At 59.1% G+C, this 15,944-nt stretch carries 16 protein-coding genes; 10 read left to right on the top strand and 6 right to left on the bottom strand.

Features of this window, described 5'->3' with window-relative positions:
- Positions 1-19: 19 nt before the first annotated feature.
- Together AAGW23_RS05800 and AAGW23_RS05795 are read right to left on the bottom strand one after the other, a co-directional pair.
- Positions 20-955 (bottom strand): GGDEF domain-containing protein, encoded by a 936-nt coding sequence (locus AAGW23_RS05800; RefSeq protein WP_342405377.1) that lies wholly within the window; start codon positions 953-955, stop codon positions 20-22.
- A 216-nt stretch (positions 956-1,171) separates the two neighbouring features.
- The gene (locus tag AAGW23_RS05795) at positions 1,172-1,828 is read right to left on the bottom strand and encodes an alpha/beta hydrolase (protein ID WP_342405376.1); all 657 of its coding nucleotides are present in this window, start codon (positions 1,826-1,828) and stop codon (positions 1,172-1,174) included.
- Positions 1,829-2,170: 342 nt separating this feature from the next.
- Between AAGW23_RS05795 and AAGW23_RS05790 the strand changes: the two genes are divergently transcribed.
- The 6 genes from AAGW23_RS05790 to AAGW23_RS05765 all read left to right on the top strand — a co-directional run bounded on the left by AAGW23_RS05790 (position 2,171) and on the right by AAGW23_RS05765 (position 10,937).
- Positions 2,171-3,199 (top strand): amino acid ABC transporter substrate-binding protein, encoded by a 1,029-nt coding sequence (locus AAGW23_RS05790; protein WP_342405375.1) that lies wholly within the window; start codon positions 2,171-2,173, stop codon positions 3,197-3,199.
- An 88-nt stretch (positions 3,200-3,287) separates the two neighbouring features.
- Positions 3,288-4,472, top strand: a complete 1,185-nt coding sequence (locus AAGW23_RS05785; protein ID WP_342405374.1) for an amino acid ABC transporter permease — start codon at positions 3,288-3,290, stop codon at positions 4,470-4,472.
- Between the two features lie 10 nt (positions 4,473-4,482).
- Positions 4,483-5,580, top strand: coding sequence for an amino acid ABC transporter permease (locus AAGW23_RS05780; protein ID WP_342405373.1), 1,098 nt, complete (start codon positions 4,483-4,485; stop codon positions 5,578-5,580).
- Positions 5,581-5,591: 11 nt separating this feature from the next.
- On the top strand, positions 5,592-6,368 hold the full coding sequence (locus tag AAGW23_RS05775) for an amino acid ABC transporter ATP-binding protein (protein ID WP_342405372.1): 777 nt from the start codon (positions 5,592-5,594) through the stop codon (positions 6,366-6,368).
- A gap of 151 nt (positions 6,369-6,519) precedes the next feature.
- Positions 6,520-10,416: a phosphoribosylformylglycinamidine synthase gene (gene purL / locus AAGW23_RS05770; RefSeq protein ID WP_342405371.1), complete on the top strand. Its 3,897-nt coding sequence runs from the start codon at positions 6,520-6,522 to the stop codon at positions 10,414-10,416.
- A 203-nt stretch (positions 10,417-10,619) separates the two neighbouring features.
- Positions 10,620-10,937 carry a YqfO family protein gene (locus tag AAGW23_RS05765; protein WP_342405370.1) on the top strand — a complete coding sequence of 106 codons (318 nt, stop codon included), beginning with the start codon at positions 10,620-10,622 and terminating at the stop codon, positions 10,935-10,937.
- A gap of 65 nt (positions 10,938-11,002) precedes the next feature.
- Here AAGW23_RS05765 and AAGW23_RS05760 read toward each other — a convergent pair whose 3' ends face one another.
- From AAGW23_RS05760 to AAGW23_RS05745, 4 genes are all read right to left on the bottom strand, one after another.
- On the bottom strand, positions 11,003-11,431 hold the full coding sequence (locus AAGW23_RS05760; RefSeq protein WP_342405369.1) for an organic hydroperoxide resistance protein: 429 nt from the start codon (positions 11,429-11,431) through the stop codon (positions 11,003-11,005).
- 118 nt (positions 11,432-11,549) lie between these two features.
- On the bottom strand, positions 11,550-11,999 hold the full coding sequence (locus AAGW23_RS05755; RefSeq protein WP_102835701.1) for a MarR family winged helix-turn-helix transcriptional regulator: 450 nt from the start codon (positions 11,997-11,999) through the stop codon (positions 11,550-11,552).
- 74 nt (positions 12,000-12,073) lie between these two features.
- Entirely contained in the window at positions 12,074-12,574 is a 501-nt protein-coding gene (locus tag AAGW23_RS05750; RefSeq protein ID WP_148926673.1) for a L,D-transpeptidase family protein, read from the bottom strand.
- 27 nt (positions 12,575-12,601) lie between these two features.
- Entirely contained in the window at positions 12,602-13,156 is a 555-nt protein-coding gene (locus tag AAGW23_RS05745; protein WP_342405368.1) for an NUDIX hydrolase, read from the bottom strand.
- 219 nt (positions 13,157-13,375) lie between these two features.
- Here AAGW23_RS05745 and AAGW23_RS05740 point away from each other — a divergent pair, with 219 nt between their 5' ends.
- Genes AAGW23_RS05740 through purT form a run of 4 tightly spaced genes read left to right on the top strand, consistent with a single transcriptional unit; the run spans position 13,376 to position 15,943 of the window.
- A complete protein-coding gene (locus AAGW23_RS05740; protein WP_342405367.1) occupies positions 13,376-13,990 on the top strand; it encodes a CoA pyrophosphatase in 615 nt (204 codons plus the stop codon).
- A 2-nt stretch (positions 13,991-13,992) separates the two neighbouring features.
- Positions 13,993-14,517 (top strand): gamma carbonic anhydrase family protein, encoded by a 525-nt coding sequence (locus AAGW23_RS05735; RefSeq protein ID WP_342405366.1) that lies wholly within the window; start codon positions 13,993-13,995, stop codon positions 14,515-14,517.
- Entirely contained in the window at positions 14,514-14,705 is a 192-nt protein-coding gene (locus AAGW23_RS05730) for a DUF1289 domain-containing protein (RefSeq protein ID WP_342405365.1), read from the top strand. Before AAGW23_RS05735 ends, AAGW23_RS05730 begins: the two co-directional genes overlap by 4 nt.
- Before the next feature lie 56 nt (positions 14,706-14,761).
- Complete coding sequence (gene purT, locus AAGW23_RS05725; RefSeq protein ID WP_342405364.1) at positions 14,762-15,943, top strand: formate-dependent phosphoribosylglycinamide formyltransferase; 1,182 nt, start codon at positions 14,762-14,764, stop codon at positions 15,941-15,943.
- Position 15,944: the final 1 nt, after the last annotated feature.

The following is a 15,944-nucleotide window of genomic DNA, read 5'->3' as shown; positions in this document are numbered from 1 at the left end:
ATGGTCCGCCGCTGCACCATCACGCGCAAACGCGATTTCGGCCCTGTTCCTTGGCTCGGTAAAGTGCTCGATCTGCCAGATTGATGAGGCTGTCCAGATCATCGTTCAATCGCATCGGCGCTACGCCGATCGAGATGGTCACACCCGGCAATAAGCCAATCGGCGAATGAAACGAGTTGATCTCAGCAAGACTGCGCCGCAATCGCTCTGCCGCGTTCTGTGCATCTTCAAAGGTCATTTCGGGCAGCAGCACTACGAACTCTTCACCGCCGTAGCGCACCAGGCTGTCGGCTGGGCGCAGCAATTTGCCGAGCGTGTTGACTACCAGGCACAGCGCATGATCGCCAGCCAGGTGGCCATGTCTGTCGTTGTACTCCTTGAAACGGTCGACATCTAGCATGAGCAACGACAGCGGCTGGCCACCGAGTGCGCAGCGGGCACTTTCGCGCCCGTAGATATGCTCTAGCCAACGGCGGTTGAACGAGCCGGTCAGCTTGTCGATATTGGCGTTCTGCTCGCTGTTGATGATCAGCCGGTCACTCAGGCGCACGCGCTGGCAGAGCAGTTCGGCCAGGTTCTGCATCAACTGTGGCGAGCGGGTCAGTAACTGCATCGAGCGTCGATGCACGCGCAGCAAGACCGTATCCTTCAGGGCGAGGACGTAGGCCGAAGGTGGCAGATCGTCCATGAAGCTGATTTCGCCAGCGCATTCGCCCGGACCGATTAAACGAACAGGGCTGCCTTCGAGCGAATCCAGATGAACCGCCAGCTCACCTCCGAGCACCAGATAAAGATAGTGGTTGTACTCGTGCGGCGATAACAGAACCTCGCCAGGCGCGGCCGTGCAGGGCTCGAAGACTTCCTGCAGCAGGCGCAGGCAGGGCTCGTCTACTCGGTCTAGCAGGCGCGCCTGTCTGAGGTGATGCATTTCTACCCGCCAGCTGGCCGGGTTCATGGCTGCACAATCCGCTCGGATGACATCCTCGTCATGGCTATCGCACGCATCCCTTCAAGGCTGGCTAGGTCGGCTTCTGCTGGCCGCGATGCAGCGCTACAACGGCAGGCGCATCAAGTTTTGTTCTACAAGCCAAGCGTAGCTTTAATCACCAACCAAGACAGGCGCGCAGCGTCACATTTTTTCTTTGCAGTTGGTCAACTATCGCTGAGGACATCAATCCAGTTGAGCGGCCAGCCATTCGCCGATGTCGCGAATTTCCTCGGGTACCACTTCGTGGGCCATCGGGTAGTCCTTCCATTGTGCCTGGACTTGGTTCTGTATCAGGCAGTCATAGGCGGCACGCCCCATTGCCGGCAGCACGACATCATCCCTCGCACCGTGTAGCGTCAGTACGGGAAGCGCGGCCTGCAAGGGCGACAGCTTCAGGTCCTGATTGAAGGTCGGTGCGTAGCTGGAAAGGGCGATGACACCACCCAAAGGGCCGGGCCAGCGCAGGAAGGCTGTGTGGTAGACGACTGCACCGCCTTGAGAGAAGCCGGCCAGAAAAATGCGAGCGGGATCGATGCCACTGTCGCGCTGTGACTCGATCAGGTCGATCACGCTTTGCGCTGACTGTTCCAGTTGCGCCTGGTCGATTGCGCGAGCGGGGCTCATCGCGAGGATGTCATACCAGCTCGGCATGGCCCAGCCACCGTTAATAGTGACCGCGCGAGTCGGTGCCTGGGGTAGCACGAAGCGTGTCGTCGTCAGCTGTTCCTGTAACGCTTCGGCGACTGGCTGGAAGTCGTAGCGGTCGGCGCCGAGGCCGTGCAACCAAATGACGCACGCGTCGGCGGTAGTTGCGGGTTCGATGATCAGCGGGTCACTCATGTTGGGCTCCGTTCGGGCGGCACGCGCCAGGTTGGTGCGGGCGCAGATAAAAATGCAGCAATCTGCAGCGAGGTTACCTGTACCGAGCCCGGCAATGAAGCGCACAGCCGCGTGCGACGGCGTTTCAGGTTCTGGTACGCCGCTTGCTTTGTCTGATCTACCCAATGCGCCGGAAGTCATCGGCACTTCTGCAAACTGCGTGTAGGGAGGAGTTGCTGATAACCAAACGGCGGCTAGACTGAGGTCAGTTTCTTCTTCGCCCCCTCGAAAGGTATCGAGCGGCAGCCTGTGATCCAGGCGGAAGACTCTGACCACAAGAATAAAAGCAAACTGGAGGTTTCGATGATAAGGGTTAAATCCACACTGGCCGTGCTTGGTGCCGCGACACTTTTGGGCGCAAGCGGCTTGGCTCAGGCAGGGGCGACTCTGGACGCGGTGAAGATCAAGGGTTTCGTGCAATGCGGCGTCAGCGACGGGCTACCTGGCTTTTCCTACACCGATGCCAAGGGCGAGTACAAGGGAATCGACGTGGATATCTGCCGTGCCGTTGCGGCCGCTGTTTTTGGCGATGCGAGCAAGGTCAAATACAGCCCGCTGACCGCCAAGGAGCGCTTCACCGCGCTGCAGTCCGGTGAAGTCGACATGCTGTCGCGTAACACCACCTGGACCAGTTCACGCGATGCTGCAATGGGCCTGAACTTCACCGGCGTGACCTACTACGACGGGCAGGGATTTCTGGTCAACAAGGCAGTTGGCGTCTCCAGCGCCAAGGAGCTCGATGGCGCGACGGTCTGCATCCAGGCCGGCACTACCACCGAACTGAACCTCTCCGACTACTTCCGCGCCAACAACCTCAAATACACCCCGATCACCTACGACACTTCCGACGAAAGCGCCAAGTCGCTGGAGTCAGGGCGTTGCGACGTGCTCACGTCTGACCAGTCCCAGCTTTATGCCCAGCGCATCAAGCTGGCCAAGCCGGACGACTACATCGTCTTGCCTGAGGTCATCTCCAAAGAACCACTCGGCCCGGCCGTGCGTCAAGGCGATGAAGAATGGTTCGATATCGTTCGCTGGGCATTGTTCGGGATGATCAATGCGGAGGAGCTGGGTATCACTTCGGCCAATGTCGAAGAAAAGGCGAAGAACACCAACAATCCTGACGTGGCTCGTCTCTTGGGCGCCGAAGGTGAATACGGCAAGGATCTAAAATTACCTAAGGATTGGGCGGTTCAGATCGTCAAGCAAGTCGGCAACTATGGCGAAGTGTTCGAGCGCAATATCGGCTCAGGTAGCGATCTGAAGATTGAGCGCGGCCTGAACGCGCTTTGGACCAATGGAGGTCTGCAGTACGCACCCCCGGTGCGTTGACCGAGCCGGGCCGGCGCTCTGCCAGCCTTGTTTCAAGGATGAGCGCTGCCGGTGCCTGTGCACCGGCAGCGCCGTATGAGGTTTCTTGATGCGAACCATTGCCAAAGCAGGAGCCGCCCGCGGCTCGTTGCTCACGGACCCGCAGGCGCGTGCCTTTCTGTTTCAGGTCATCGCCGTAATAACAGTAGTAGCGATCGGCTGGTTTCTGTTTCACAACACTCAGACCAACCTCGCCCACCGAGGCATCACTTCAGGCTTCGGTTTTCTCGATAACGCTGCCGGTTTCGGCATTTCCCAGCATCTAATCGACTACAGCGAGAGCGACTCTTATGGTCGTGTCTTCTGGGTTGGCCTGCTGAACACGCTGCTGGTCAGCATCATCGGGATCATCCTGGCGACTATCATCGGGTTCATCCTCGGGGTGGCGCGGCTTTCACCCAATTGGCTGATACGCAAGATCGCGACTGTCTATATAGAGACGTTTCGCAACATCCCGCCATTGCTACAGATTTTCTTCGTCTACTTCGCAGTGCTCAGCCCACTGCCAGGACCGCGAGAAAGCCTGAGTCTTTGGGACGTGGTGTTCATCAACAACCGAGGCGTGCAGATGCCGGCACCTAGCGCCGGGGAAGGTTTCTGGTCGTTCTGGGTGGCGATGTTGGTGGCGCTGGTGGCTATCGTCATGCTCAATCGCTGGGCACGCGCTCGGCGCCATGCAACGGGACAGACTTTTCCCGTGTTTTCAGCCAGTCTGGCATTGTTTATCGCAATCCCTTCGATCTGCTCGCTGGTTATGGGCGCGCCTTTTCTTTGGGAAGTGCCCGAGCTTCAGCGTTTCAACATTCGCGGCGGCTGGGTAGTGATCCCCGAGCTGGTGTCGATTGTGCTTGCGTTATCTATCTACACCGCGGCTTTTATCGGTGAGACAGTCCGTGCAGGTATCCAGTCGGTCAGCCACGGGCAGACCGAAGCGGCCGCTTCGTTGGGCCTTCGTCCGGGACGGGTGTTGCGTCTGGTGATTATTCCCCAGGCCATGCGGGTGATCATTCCGCCACTCACCAGCCAATACCTCAACCTAGCGAAAAACTCTTCGCTAGCGGCTGCGATCGGTTATCCCGACATGGTTTCGCTGTTTGCCGGCACGGTACTCAACCAGACCGGCCAGGCGATCGAGACCATGGCCATCACCATGAGTGTGTACCTCGCCATCAGCATCAGCATTTCGCTGCTGATGAACTGGTACAACAAGCGCATTGCGCTAATCGAACGGTGAGGACCAGCGCATGACAAGCCATACTTTCAAACCGGACCTGCCGGCACCGTCCACCAATATTGGTGTGCTGGGCTGGATGCGGACCAATCTGTTTTCTAGCTGGATCAATACGCTGCTGACCTTGGTCGGTCTCTATCTGATCTGGTTGATAGTGCCGCCCCTCATCGACTGGGCCATCATCAAGGCCGATTGGACCGGTGAAACCCGTGCCGACTGCAGTCGTGAGGGGGCCTGCTGGGTGTTCGTACAGACGCGTTTCAGTCAATTCATGTACGGTTTTTACCCACCGGAGCTGCGCTGGCGGGTGGATGCCACTGCCTGGCTCGCCATCATCGGTGCCGCGCCGCTGTTCCTGAAGCAGATGCGGCATAAAGCAAGTTACGGTATCGCCTTTCTGGTGATTTACCCGCTGGTTGCCTACTGGTTGCTGCATGGTGGTTTTCTTGGGCTGGAAACAGTACCCACGAGCCGCTGGGGCGGGCTGATGCTGACCATCGTCATTGCGGCCGTTGGTATCGCTGGGGCGCTGCCGCTCGGAATCCTGCTGGCGCTTGGACGGCGTTCTGACATGCCGGCGATCCGGGTACTGTGCATCACTTTTATCGAGTTCTGGCGTGGTGTCCCGCTGATCACCGTGCTGTTCATGTCCTCGGTGATGCTGCCGTTGTTCCTGCCTGAGGGCATGAACCTCGACAAGCTGATGCGCGCTATGGTGATGGTGATTTTCTTCGAGGCGGCTTACATCGCCGAAGTCGTGCGCGGAGGTTTGCAGGCCATCCCCAAAGGCCAATACGAGGCGGCTGCGGCTATGGGCCTGGGCTACTGGCGCAGCATGATTCTAGTCATCCTGCCGCAGGCGCTGAAGATGGTCATTCCGGGCATCGTCAACACCTTCATCGCACTGTTCAAGGACACGAGCCTGGTGATCATCATCGGCCTGTTCGACTTCCTCAACAGCATCAAGCGCGCCACCTCGGACCCTGCCTGGCTGGGCATGTCGACCGAGGGGTATGTGTTTGCGGCGTTGGTCTACTGGATTTTCTGTTTTGGCATGTCGCGCTATTCCATGCATCTGGAACGCAAGCTCGACACGGGTCACCGGAATTAGGAGCGACACTTATGAATGAAACATCTTTGAATAGCCAGCAGCCCGAGCAGTCTGGTGAGGCCGTGATCCAGATGCAGGGTGTGCACAAGTGGTTCGGTCAGTTTCACGTGCTCAAGGACATCAACCTGAACGTCACCCAGGGCGAACGTATTGTCCTTTGCGGTCCGTCCGGCTCGGGTAAATCCACGACCATTCGCTGCCTCAACCGGCTGGAAGAGCACCAGCAGGGTCGCATCGTCATCAATGGTGTTGAGCTAACCAATGACCTCAAGCAGATCGAAGCGATCCGCAGCGAAGTCGGCATGGTATTCCAGCACTTCAACCTGTTCCCCCATCTCACGGTGCTGCAGAACTGCACGCTGGCTCCAATGTGGGTACGAAAGATGCCCCGGCGCCAGGCTGAGGAGGTCGCCATGCATTATCTCGAGCGGGTACGTATCCCGGAGCAAGCCGACAAGTTTCCAGGGCAGCTGTCTGGCGGTCAGCAGCAGCGGGTCGCGATTGCGCGGGCGCTTTGCATGAAGCCAAAGATCATGCTGTTCGACGAGCCCACCTCGGCACTGGACCCGGAGATGGTGAAGGAGGTGCTCGATACCATGGTCGGCCTCGCCGAGAGCGGTATGACGATGCTTTGCGTGACTCATGAAATGGGCTTCGCGCGCACCGTCGCTGATCGGGTGATTTTCATGGATAAGGGCGAGATTGTAGAGGAGGCTGACCCTGAGACCTTCTTCACCAATCCAAGCAATGAGCGCACCAAGCTGTTCCTCAGTCAGATTCTGCATTGACTGTTCGCTGCATCGGGCTGAACGCTCAGTTTTGACTGAGTGTTCAGCTTCTATCTCCGAGCTTAATTCGACGGCGTCCCCTTAGCCTCGGGCGCCGTCATGGGCTAGAATACGCGGCCCGACTGCTCCCCCCTCCGAGGCTGTTCCGACGATGTTGATCCTGCGCGGTGCTCCCGCTCTTTCCGCCTTCCGTCACGGTAAGCTCCTGGCCCAATTGACCGATAAGGTCCCCGCGGTGCGCGGGTTGTACGCCGAGTTTGCTCATTTCGCCGAGGTGTCCGGCACGCTTGGTGCGGACGAGCAGCAAGTACTGGCCCGGCTGTTGAAATATGGTCCCAGCGTTCCGGTACAGGAACCTGCAGGCCGACTGTTTCTAGTGATTCCGCGCTTCGGCACCATCTCGCCCTGGTCGAGCAAGGCCAGCGACATTGCGCGCAATTGCGGCCTCGACAAGATTCAGCGCCTTGAGCGCGGCATTGCCTACTATGTCGAAGGTGATTTCTCGGAGGCCGACGCGGGCCTCATCGCAGCGGTCCTGCATGACAGGATGACTCAGCTGGTGCTCGAGCAGTTCGAGGGCGCGGCGGATTTGTTTAGCCACGCACAACCCAAACCGCTGCGCGCGATCGATGTAATAGGCGGCGGACGTGCCGCGCTGGAACAGGCCAATGTGGAGTTGGGTCTGGCTTTAGCCGAAGATGAGATCGATTACCTTGTTACCAGCTTCAACGGTCTTGGGCGTAATCCGCACGACATCGAGCTGATGATGTTTGCGCAGGCCAACTCCGAGCATTGCCGTCACAAGATTTTCAATGCCAGCTGGGATATCGATGGTGAAAACCAGGACAAGTCGCTGTTCGGCATGATCAAGAACACCTTCCAGATGCACGGCGAAGGCGTGCTGTCCGCTTACAAGGACAACGCCGCGGTCATCGTGGGCAATGTGGCTGGACGGTTCTACCCAGACGCGGAAACGGGCGAATATGCGGCGAACCAGCAGCCCGTGCACATCTTGATGAAGGTCGAAACGCACAACCACCCGACCGCCATTGCCCCATTCCCGGGTGCGGCTACCGGCTCCGGTGGCGAAATCCGAGATGAGGGCGCAACCGGACGTGGCGCCAAGCCGAAGGCCGGTCTGACCGGGTTCACCGTCTCCAACCTCAACATCCCAGGCTTTGAACAGCCTTGGGAAGTGCCCTACGGCAAGCCTGAGCGCATCGTCACGCCGCTCGATATCATGATCGAAGGCCCGCTGGGTGGCGCGGCGTTTAACAATGAATTCGGTCGTCCGGCTCTGAACGGATATTTCCGAACCTTCGAGCAGGCGGTCAGCACGCCGCGCGGCGAGGAAGTTCGTGGATATCACAAGCCGATCATGTTGGCCGGCGGTATGGGCAACATCCGCGAAGACCATGTTCAGAAAGCCGAAATCTCGGTCGGCGGCAAACTGATCGTGCTCGGCGGTCCGGCGATGCTTATCGGTCTGGGCGGCGGCGCGGCATCCTCCATGGCGACGGGTAGCAGTTCGGCCGATCTGGATTTCGCGTCAGTGCAGCGTGACAACCCGGAGATGGAACGCCGCTGTCAGGAAGTTATCGATCGCTGCTGGCAGCTCGGCGACAAAAACCCGATCAAGTTCATCCACGACGTCGGTGCCGGCGGCCTTTCCAACGCTTTCCCTGAGTTGGTCAATGACGGCGGTCGTGGCGGTCGTTTCGAACTGCGCAAAGTGCCTAACGATGAGCCAGGCATGGCACCGCATGAGATCTGGTGCAATGAGTCCCAGGAGCGGTATGTCCTGTCGGTCGATGCGGCTGATCTCGAGCGTTTCGAAGAGATCTGCAAGCGTGAGCGTTGCCCCTTCGCCGTAGTCGGCGAAGCCACGGCCGAGCCGCACCTGACGGTGGCCGACAGCCATTTCGGTGATAAGCCGGTCGATATGCCGCTCAACGTTTTGCTCGGCAAAGCGCCGCGCATGCACCGCAGCGCCGTTCGTGAAGCCGAACTGGGGGATGACTTTTCAGCTGATCAGGTCGAGCTGTCCGAGGCGATTGATCGTGTGCTTCATCACCCTGCGGTCGCAAGCAAGAGCTTCCTGATCACCATCGGTGATCGCAGTATCACCGGCATGGTCGCCCGCGATCAGATGGTCGGGCCCTGGCAGGTGCCGGTGGCCGACTGCGCGGTTACGGCCACCAGCTACGATGTCTATACCGGTGAAGCCATGGCCATGGGTGAGCGTACGCCGCTGGCTCTGCTCGACGCGCCGGCGTCGGGTCGCATGGCCATCGGCGAAACGCTGACCAATCTCGCCGCCGCCCGCATCGAGAAGATTTCCGACATCAAGCTTTCCGCCAACTGGATGGCCGCCGCCGGCCATCCAGGCGAGGATGCGCGCCTGTTCGACACGGTCAAGGCGGTTGGCATGGAGTTGTGTCCGGAGCTGGGCATCACCATTCCGGTGGGCAAGGACTCCATGTCGATGAAGACCCGTTGGAGCGAGGAGGGCGTAGACAAGAGCGTTACCTCACCACTCTCGCTCGTGGTGTCCGGCTTTGCCCCGGTTGTCGACATTCGCCAGACCCTGACGCCGCAGCTGCGTCTGGACAAGGGCGAAACCGACCTGATCTTGATTGATCTTGGCCGCGGCCAGAACCGTATGGGTGCGTCCATTCTGGCGCAGGTCTATGGGCAGATGGCTCGTCAGGCGCCGGATCTGGACGATGCGGAAGATCTGCAAGCCTTTTTCGCCGTGGTCCAGGGACTGAACGCCGACGGGCTGTTGCTGGCTTACCACGACCGCTCCGACGGCGGCTTGCTGACTACGGCACTGGAAATGGCCTTTGCTGGTCATTGCGGCCTTAACCTGAATCTCGATTCGCTTGTTGAAGCGGCCGCTCAGATCCCGGCAGCATTGTTCAACGAAGAGCTAGGAGCCCTGATCCAGGTTCGTCAGGGCGATACACAAATCGTGCTCGCGCAGTTCAGCGCGGCAGGCCTTGCCGATTGCGTTTCGGTCATTGGGCAACCCGTCAATAATGGCCATGTAGCAATCAAGTTCGAGGGCGCCGATGTCTTTGCTGGCGATCGCCGCCTGCTGCAGAGGCAGTGGTCCGAGACGAGCTATCAGATCCAGCGCCTTCGGGACAATGTCGACTGCGCCGATCAGGAGTTCGACGCTCTGCTTGAAGAAGACAATCCCGGGTTGGGCGTTACCTTGGGCTTCGACGTGAATGACAATATCGCTGCGCCTTATATCAAGCGTGGTGTGCGGCCTGAGGTGGCCATCCTTCGTGAGCAGGGCGTCAACGGTCAGACTGAAATGGCGGCTGCGTTTGATCGCGCGGGTTTCGCCGCAGTCGACGTGCACATGAGTGACATCCTGTCAGGTCGCATCAGCCTTGAGCGCTTCAAGGGGCTGGTTGCTTGTGGCGGTTTTTCTTACGGCGACGTGCTGGGCGCCGGCGAAGGCTGGGCCAAGTCGATACTGTTTAATGCTCGCGCGCGTGAAGATTTCAGTGCCTTCTTTGAGCGTAAGGACAGTTTTGCCCTTGGCGTTTGCAACGGGTGCCAGATGCTGTCCAATCTCCATGAATTGGTGCCTGGCAGCGAGTCCTGGCCGCACTTCGTGCGTAACCGTTCCGAGCAGTTCGAGGCGCGTGTGGCGATGGTTCAAATCCAGGATTCGCCGTCGATCTTCCTTCAGGGTATGGCTGGATCGCGCTTGCCGATCGCCATTGCGCACGGCGAAGGTCACGCGGAATTCGAAAGCGAGGAAGCGCTGCTTGAAGCCGATTTGTCCGGTACGGTGGCGCTGCGCTACATCGATAATCACGGCAAGGTCACCGAACGGTATCCGGCCAACCCTGGCGGTTCGCCTCGTGGCATAACCGGGCTGACCACTCGGGACGGGCGTGTGACGATCATGATGCCGCACCCGGAACGGGTATTCCGTGCCGTGACCAACTCCTGGCGTCCGGACGAGTGGCAGGAAGACGGCGGCTGGATGCGCATGTTCCGCAATGCGCGGGTATGGGTGGATTGAAGTTGAACTGAGATAAAAAGCCCGAAGCGTGCGAGCGCTTCGGGCTTTTTCTTGCCTGTAGTGGTAACCCTGCAACCGCTGAACCAAGCACCGAGGTCAACGTCTGAGCTTGACCTGGGCCACGCAAGGACGCTCTGGACCTGAACATAATCCACCTGGCGGAGCCCATGCTCTGCTAACCGTTTTTCAGTGCGGAGATGTTGATGTATAAGCTGTGTTTCTATGTGCCCGAGAGCCATCTGGATGCCGTCAAGAAAGCGGTTTTCGCGGCGGGTGCCGGGCGTATCGGTGCGTACGACAGTTGCTGTTGGCAGGTGCTGGGGCATGGGCAATATCGCCCGCTGGAGGGCAGCACGCCGTATCTAGGGCAGCAGGGCCAGATTCAATCAGTATCCGAGTGGAAGGTCGAGTTGGTGGTCGCTGATGAGCTGATACACGACAGCGTCAAGGCGCTCAAGCGCACTCATCCTTATGAAACGCCTGCCTTCGAGGTATGGCGGCTGTCCGACCTGCAGTTCTGATTTATGTTTGACGAAAGGCCGAGTCGCCACGGGTGACTCGGCTTTTTTGCATCATGACTAGCTAGTCAGACGCTGACGTTCAGGCGTACTTCGATGTTCCCACGTGTAGCGTTGGAATAGGGACAGACTTGGTGCGCCGCTTCGGTCAGCTGCTCGGCTGCGGTCTGCTCCAGGCCTGGAAGATTGACGTTCAGCTCCACTTCAAGACCGAAACCTCCGGGAATCTGGCCTATGCCGACCTGACCCGAGACCGAAGTGTCGGCAGGAAGCGGCTGCTTCAGCTGGCTCGCGACAAACTTGAGTGCGCCAATGAAGCAAGCCGAATACCCCGCGGCGAAGAGCTGCTCCGGATTGGTGCCATCGCCGCCTTGGCCGCCGAGCTCGCGAGGCGTAGACAGTTTCAGGTCGAGTAGGCCGCCCGGTGATACAGCACGGCCATCGCGACCGCCGGTTGCGGTGGCCGTGGCGGTATAGAGAGCCTTGATGCTTTGCATGATTCGCGTCCTCCAAGAATGGGTAGTCCATTTAAGCTATCGCGATAATATTTATCGCGCAAGATAAAATTGCTTCAATGTCCCTGCGCTTGCATCAAGGTGTGGAGGAGGAGTGCAGTTAGTCGCGGGCCAGCAATGCGCTTCTAAGGGAAACGAGCTGATCGCGTAGTGCCAACAACGCTTCTTGTGATTGCCCTGTGCATTCGAGCATGCAGGCCGGAAAGTCGCGAGCCTGCACTTTCATGGCCCGCCCGGCCTCCGTGAGACGCAGTTCGACCACTCGCTCGTCGCGGCTGCTGCGGGTCCGGCTGATCAGGCCTTCGGCCTCCAGGCGCTTGAGCAAAGGGGTCAATGACCCGGGTTCGGTCAGCAAGCGCGCGCTGATCTCCCCGACGGTCAGGCCGTCTCGCTCCCAAAGGACTAGCATGGCCAGGTATTGCGGGTAGGTGAGGCCGATGCTCTGCAAAAGCGGCTTGTACGCTTTGGTCATCTGCAGAGAGGCAGAATACAGGGCGAAACACAGCTGGTGATCCAGCTGCAGTTGTTCGTCGGAGGGGCGCTTCGTCATGAGAGGTCGAATAGCGAGAAAAATGGCTTTCACCCTAGCGCGCGGCCTTGCCTATTGCCAAGCTCGGCGCTCGTTCATGGGCGAATTTCTATCAAGGTGCCGTCTTTAACCAGACTCCAGATTTCGCGCATATCGTCGTTCTTCAGGGCGATGCAGCCTTCCGTCCAGTCGAGCGTGTGGAAGTACCACTCGGGGTATTCTTCGTCGAGCGGCGTGCCATGCAACATGATCATGCTGCCCGGTCTCGCGCCCTCGCTGCTCGCGCGTGCCAGGTCCTTGGCGTTCGGGTAAGAGATGTGCATCGCCAGGTTGTACTTGTCTGAGACTTTGCGCCAGTCGATCCAGTAAAGACCTTCAGGGGTGCGCTGGTCTCCTTCGCGTTGTTTGGGGCCTGCTTGTTTGCCGAGAGACACACGGTAGCTTTTCATGCTGACGCCGCGGCTGATCAAGTGAAGCTTGCGCTCGGACTTGACCACCAGAACCTTGTCGATGAACGAGTCGTCGAGGGTGGGGGCCGCGTTTGCGTAAGAGAGGGTGGCGAAACTAAAGCAGACTATTGCTAACAGCCAGCGCATTGGGGCGAATCCTGAATCAAAACTGCATCAGACCTGTTTGCGCGCCACCCGCATTGCTTCGATGGCTTCGTTGCGCACCGGGAAGGCCTGCTGCACCCGGTCGGCGAAGAAGTATTCTAGGGTACGGCCGACGGTCGGAAAAGCCAGCTCTGACCAAGGGATATCGGTTTGTCGAAAGAGCCGGACTTCGAGGCTTTCGTCTCCAGGGCTGAATCGTTCGTCGACCAGCTCGGCGCGGAAGAACATGTAGACCTGGTTTATATGCGGCAAGTCGAACAGTGTATACAGCTGCAGACCTGTGACGTGGGCGCAGGCTTCCTCGAGCGTTTCCCGTTCTGCGGCCTGTGGAACGGTTTCGCCGTTTTCCATAAAGCCGGCCGGCAGTGTCCAATAGCCCCGTCGTGGCTCGATGGCGCGCCGGCAAAGCAGCACACACTCATTCCAGACGGGCAAACACCCGGCAACGATGCGTGGGTTTTGGTAGTGGATCGTATCGCAGGACGTGCAGACGAAACGTTGCCTATTATCGCCGTCGGGTACCCGCGATATGACCGAGTCGCCGCACTGGCTACAGAATTTCATCGCGACTCCTTCGGTTGCAGTGGTTGCTGATCCAGTTTCGATCACCGAGCCGGCTATTGCTGAGAGCCGGCTTGCCGGGGAAAGTTTGCCAGCAAGGGTTGGCCTCGTCGAACGCGTCTTTGCCAGGGGCGCTAGGGTCGCTGGATTTTGGTTCGACCTGTCTTGGGCGCCTCGGTGATTCATGCCATGATGCCAGGCAAAGACAGAAAGAGAAGTTCGATGCTGGACAAGATTCTCCAACGGGTGCGTGATTACTCTCCGCATCTTCTGGAGCCGGAAGGCAGGATGCCCGAGGCGGCCGTACTGATGCCCATTACCCGCAGTGACTCGCCGGAACTGGTGCTGACCCTGCGCGCCAGTGGTCTTTCTACTCATGGCGGTGAGGTGGCATTCCCTGGGGGGCGACGCGATCCGGAGGATCGTGACCTTATCCACACCGCTTTGCGCGAGGCTGAGGAGGAGGTCGGGCTAGCGCCGGGGATAGTTGAGATTGTTGGGCCTTTGAGCAGTCTGGTGTCACTGCACGGCATTCATGTCACGCCCTATGTCGGGATCGTCCCGGACTACGTCGAATATCGCGCCAACGATGCGGAAATCGCGTCGGTGTTTTCCGTCCCGCTGGAGTTCTTCTGCGAGGATGCGCGTGACGTAACCCACCGGATCGACTACCAGGGCGGCGCGTGGTACGTCCCGTCTTACCAATATGGCGAATACAAGATCTGGGGTCTGACAGCGATCATGGTCGTCGAGTTAGTCAATCTGGTGTATGACGCCGGGATCGAAATGCGCCGGCCTCCCGCCTCCTACATCGATCTGAGTCAGAAGAGGTCATAATCGTGAAATATCGCTTGGGTGATTCCCGCGTTGAAACCCATCCGCAGAGCTGGGTAGCACCAAACGCCACGCTGGTGGGCAGCATTCGCCTCGATGCCGGCGCCAACGTCTGGTTTGGTGCCGTGCTGCGTGGTGACAACGAGTTGATCCATATCGGTGAGAACAGCAATGTGCAGGACGGCAGCGTTATGCACACTGATATGGGTTATCCGCTGACACTGGGTACCGGAGTAACTGTCGGTCACAACGCCATGCTGCACGGCTGCTCCGTGGGTGACTACAGCCTGGTTGGTATCAATGCCGTGATTCTCAACGGCGCGAAGATCGGTAAATACTGCATCATTGGCGCCAACACTCTGATTGCTGAGGGCAAAGAGATTCCGGACGGTTCGTTGGTGGTTGGTTCGCCAGGTAAGGTGGTCCGTGAACTGACAGAGCAGCAGAAGAAAATGCTCGAAGCCAGCGCGGCGCACTACGTGCACAACGCTCGGCGCTATGCGAATGAGCTGGCGGAGCAGGACGATTGATAGTCGCTGAGAAGCCAGTGGCGTCCCCCTGCGTAAGCGTCTGCGCGCTGGACGAAGACGATATCTGCACGGGCTGCCAGCGTAGTATCGATGAGATTCGGCGCTGGGGGCGCATGGATAATCCTGAGCGGCGACAGGTGCTGTTGCGTTGTCACGAGCGTGCTCGCCAAAACGGTCTGCTGTTTTAGTCGAAGCGCACCATACTGCCGATCATCTTTCCCTTTTCCGTATTGCGAGGAACGTCATGCCCCGAATTGGTACGCCGTTATCGGCCAGTGCTACCCGCGTGCTGCTTTGTGGTTCTGGTGAGCTTGGAAAAGAGCTGGTCATCGAGCTTCAGCGTCTGGGCGTGGAAGTCATCGCGGTGGACCGCTATGCCAACGCACCGGCCATGCAGGTCGCGCACCGCCATCATGTGATCGACATGCTCGACGGTGCAGCATTGCGGGCCATCATCGAGCAGGAGGATCCGCATTTCATCGTTCCCGAGATCGAGGCGATTGCCACTGCGACTCTAGTGGAGCTGGAATGCGAAGGCTATACCGTTATCCCTACCGCGCGGGCCGCGCAGCTCACCATGAATCGGGAGGGTATCCGCCGACTGGCTGCCGAAGAGCTGGGGTTACCAACCTCGCCATACCGCTTCGCTGATTCCCTGGAAGCGTGCAGCGCGGCGGTCTCCGAGCTTGGCTTTCCCTGCTTGATCAAGCCTGTGATGAGCTCGTCAGGCAAAGGACAATCGGTTTTGCGTAGTGAAGACGATCTTCTCAAGGCCTGGGAGTATGCCCAGGCCGGCGGTCGCGCGGGGAAAGGGCGCGTGATCGTGGAGGGCTTCATCGATTTCGACTACGAGATTACCTTGCTGACGGTCCGCCATGCAGGCGGGACTACCTTCTGCCTGCCGGTCGGGCATCGTCAGGAAAAAGGGGACTACCAGGAGTCGTGGCAACCGCAGTCTATGACCGTCGTCGCGATGGCGGAGGCCGAGCGAATCGCCTTGGCGGTTACCGATGCCTTGGGTGGGCGCGGCATCTTTGGCGTCGAGCTTTTCATCAAGGGCGACAAGGTGTGGTTTTGCGAGGTTTCACCGCGGCCGCATGATACGGGGCTGGTAACCCTCATCTCCCAGGACCTGTCCGAGTTCGCCTTGCACGCGCGCGCGATCCTCGGACTGCCGATTCCGGCAATTCGTCAGTTCGGTCCGTCTGCTTCCGCCGTGGTGCTGGTGGAGGGTGAGTCAGACCAAGTGAGCTTCGGCAACCTGGCTGCTGCATTGGACGAGCCGGATACTGCGCTGCGCCTGTTTGGCAAGCCCGGTCTCAGCGGCCGGCGGCGTATGGGCGTTGCACTGGCCCGTGACGCATCGGTAGAGGCCGCGCGTGCAAAAGCGTTGCGGGTGGCCTCGGCGATCGATACAAGTCTTTAGA

The organism is Stutzerimonas chloritidismutans, from assembly GCF_038562055.1.
GTDB classification, from domain to species: Bacteria; Pseudomonadota; Gammaproteobacteria; order Pseudomonadales; family Pseudomonadaceae; genus Stutzerimonas; species Stutzerimonas chloritidismutans_A.
This window is presented reverse-complemented; position numbering and strand designations above follow the sequence as displayed.

Bases quoted from the DNA above. Each gene is read 5' to 3' on its own strand.
- AAGW23_RS05800 (WP_342405377.1), bottom strand. From the start codon at position 955: ATGAACCCGGCCAGCTGGCGGGTAGAAATGCATCACCTCAGACAGGCG.
- AAGW23_RS05795 (WP_342405376.1), bottom strand. From the start codon at position 1,828: ATGAGTGACCCGCTGATCATCGAACCCGCAACTACCGCCGACGCGTGC.
- AAGW23_RS05790 (WP_342405375.1), top strand. From the start codon at position 2,171: ATGATAAGGGTTAAATCCACACTGGCCGTGCTTGGTGCCGCGACACTT.
- AAGW23_RS05785 (WP_342405374.1), top strand. From the start codon at position 3,288: ATGCGAACCATTGCCAAAGCAGGAGCCGCCCGCGGCTCGTTGCTCACG.
- AAGW23_RS05780 (WP_342405373.1), top strand. From the start codon at position 4,483: ATGACAAGCCATACTTTCAAACCGGACCTGCCGGCACCGTCCACCAAT.
- AAGW23_RS05775 (WP_342405372.1), top strand. From the start codon at position 5,592: ATGAATGAAACATCTTTGAATAGCCAGCAGCCCGAGCAGTCTGGTGAG.
- purL (WP_342405371.1), top strand. From the start codon at position 6,520: ATGTTGATCCTGCGCGGTGCTCCCGCTCTTTCCGCCTTCCGTCACGGT.
- AAGW23_RS05765 (WP_342405370.1), top strand. From the start codon at position 10,620: ATGTATAAGCTGTGTTTCTATGTGCCCGAGAGCCATCTGGATGCCGTC.
- AAGW23_RS05760 (WP_342405369.1), bottom strand. From the start codon at position 11,431: ATGCAAAGCATCAAGGCTCTCTATACCGCCACGGCCACCGCAACCGGC.
- AAGW23_RS05755 (WP_102835701.1), bottom strand. From the start codon at position 11,999: ATGACGAAGCGCCCCTCCGACGAACAACTGCAGCTGGATCACCAGCTG.
- AAGW23_RS05750 (WP_148926673.1), bottom strand. From the start codon at position 12,574: ATGCGCTGGCTGTTAGCAATAGTCTGCTTTAGTTTCGCCACCCTCTCT.
- AAGW23_RS05745 (WP_342405368.1), bottom strand. From the start codon at position 13,156: ATGAAATTCTGTAGCCAGTGCGGCGACTCGGTCATATCGCGGGTACCC.
- AAGW23_RS05740 (WP_342405367.1), top strand. From the start codon at position 13,376: ATGCTGGACAAGATTCTCCAACGGGTGCGTGATTACTCTCCGCATCTT.
- purT (WP_342405364.1), top strand. From the start codon at position 14,762: ATGCCCCGAATTGGTACGCCGTTATCGGCCAGTGCTACCCGCGTGCTG.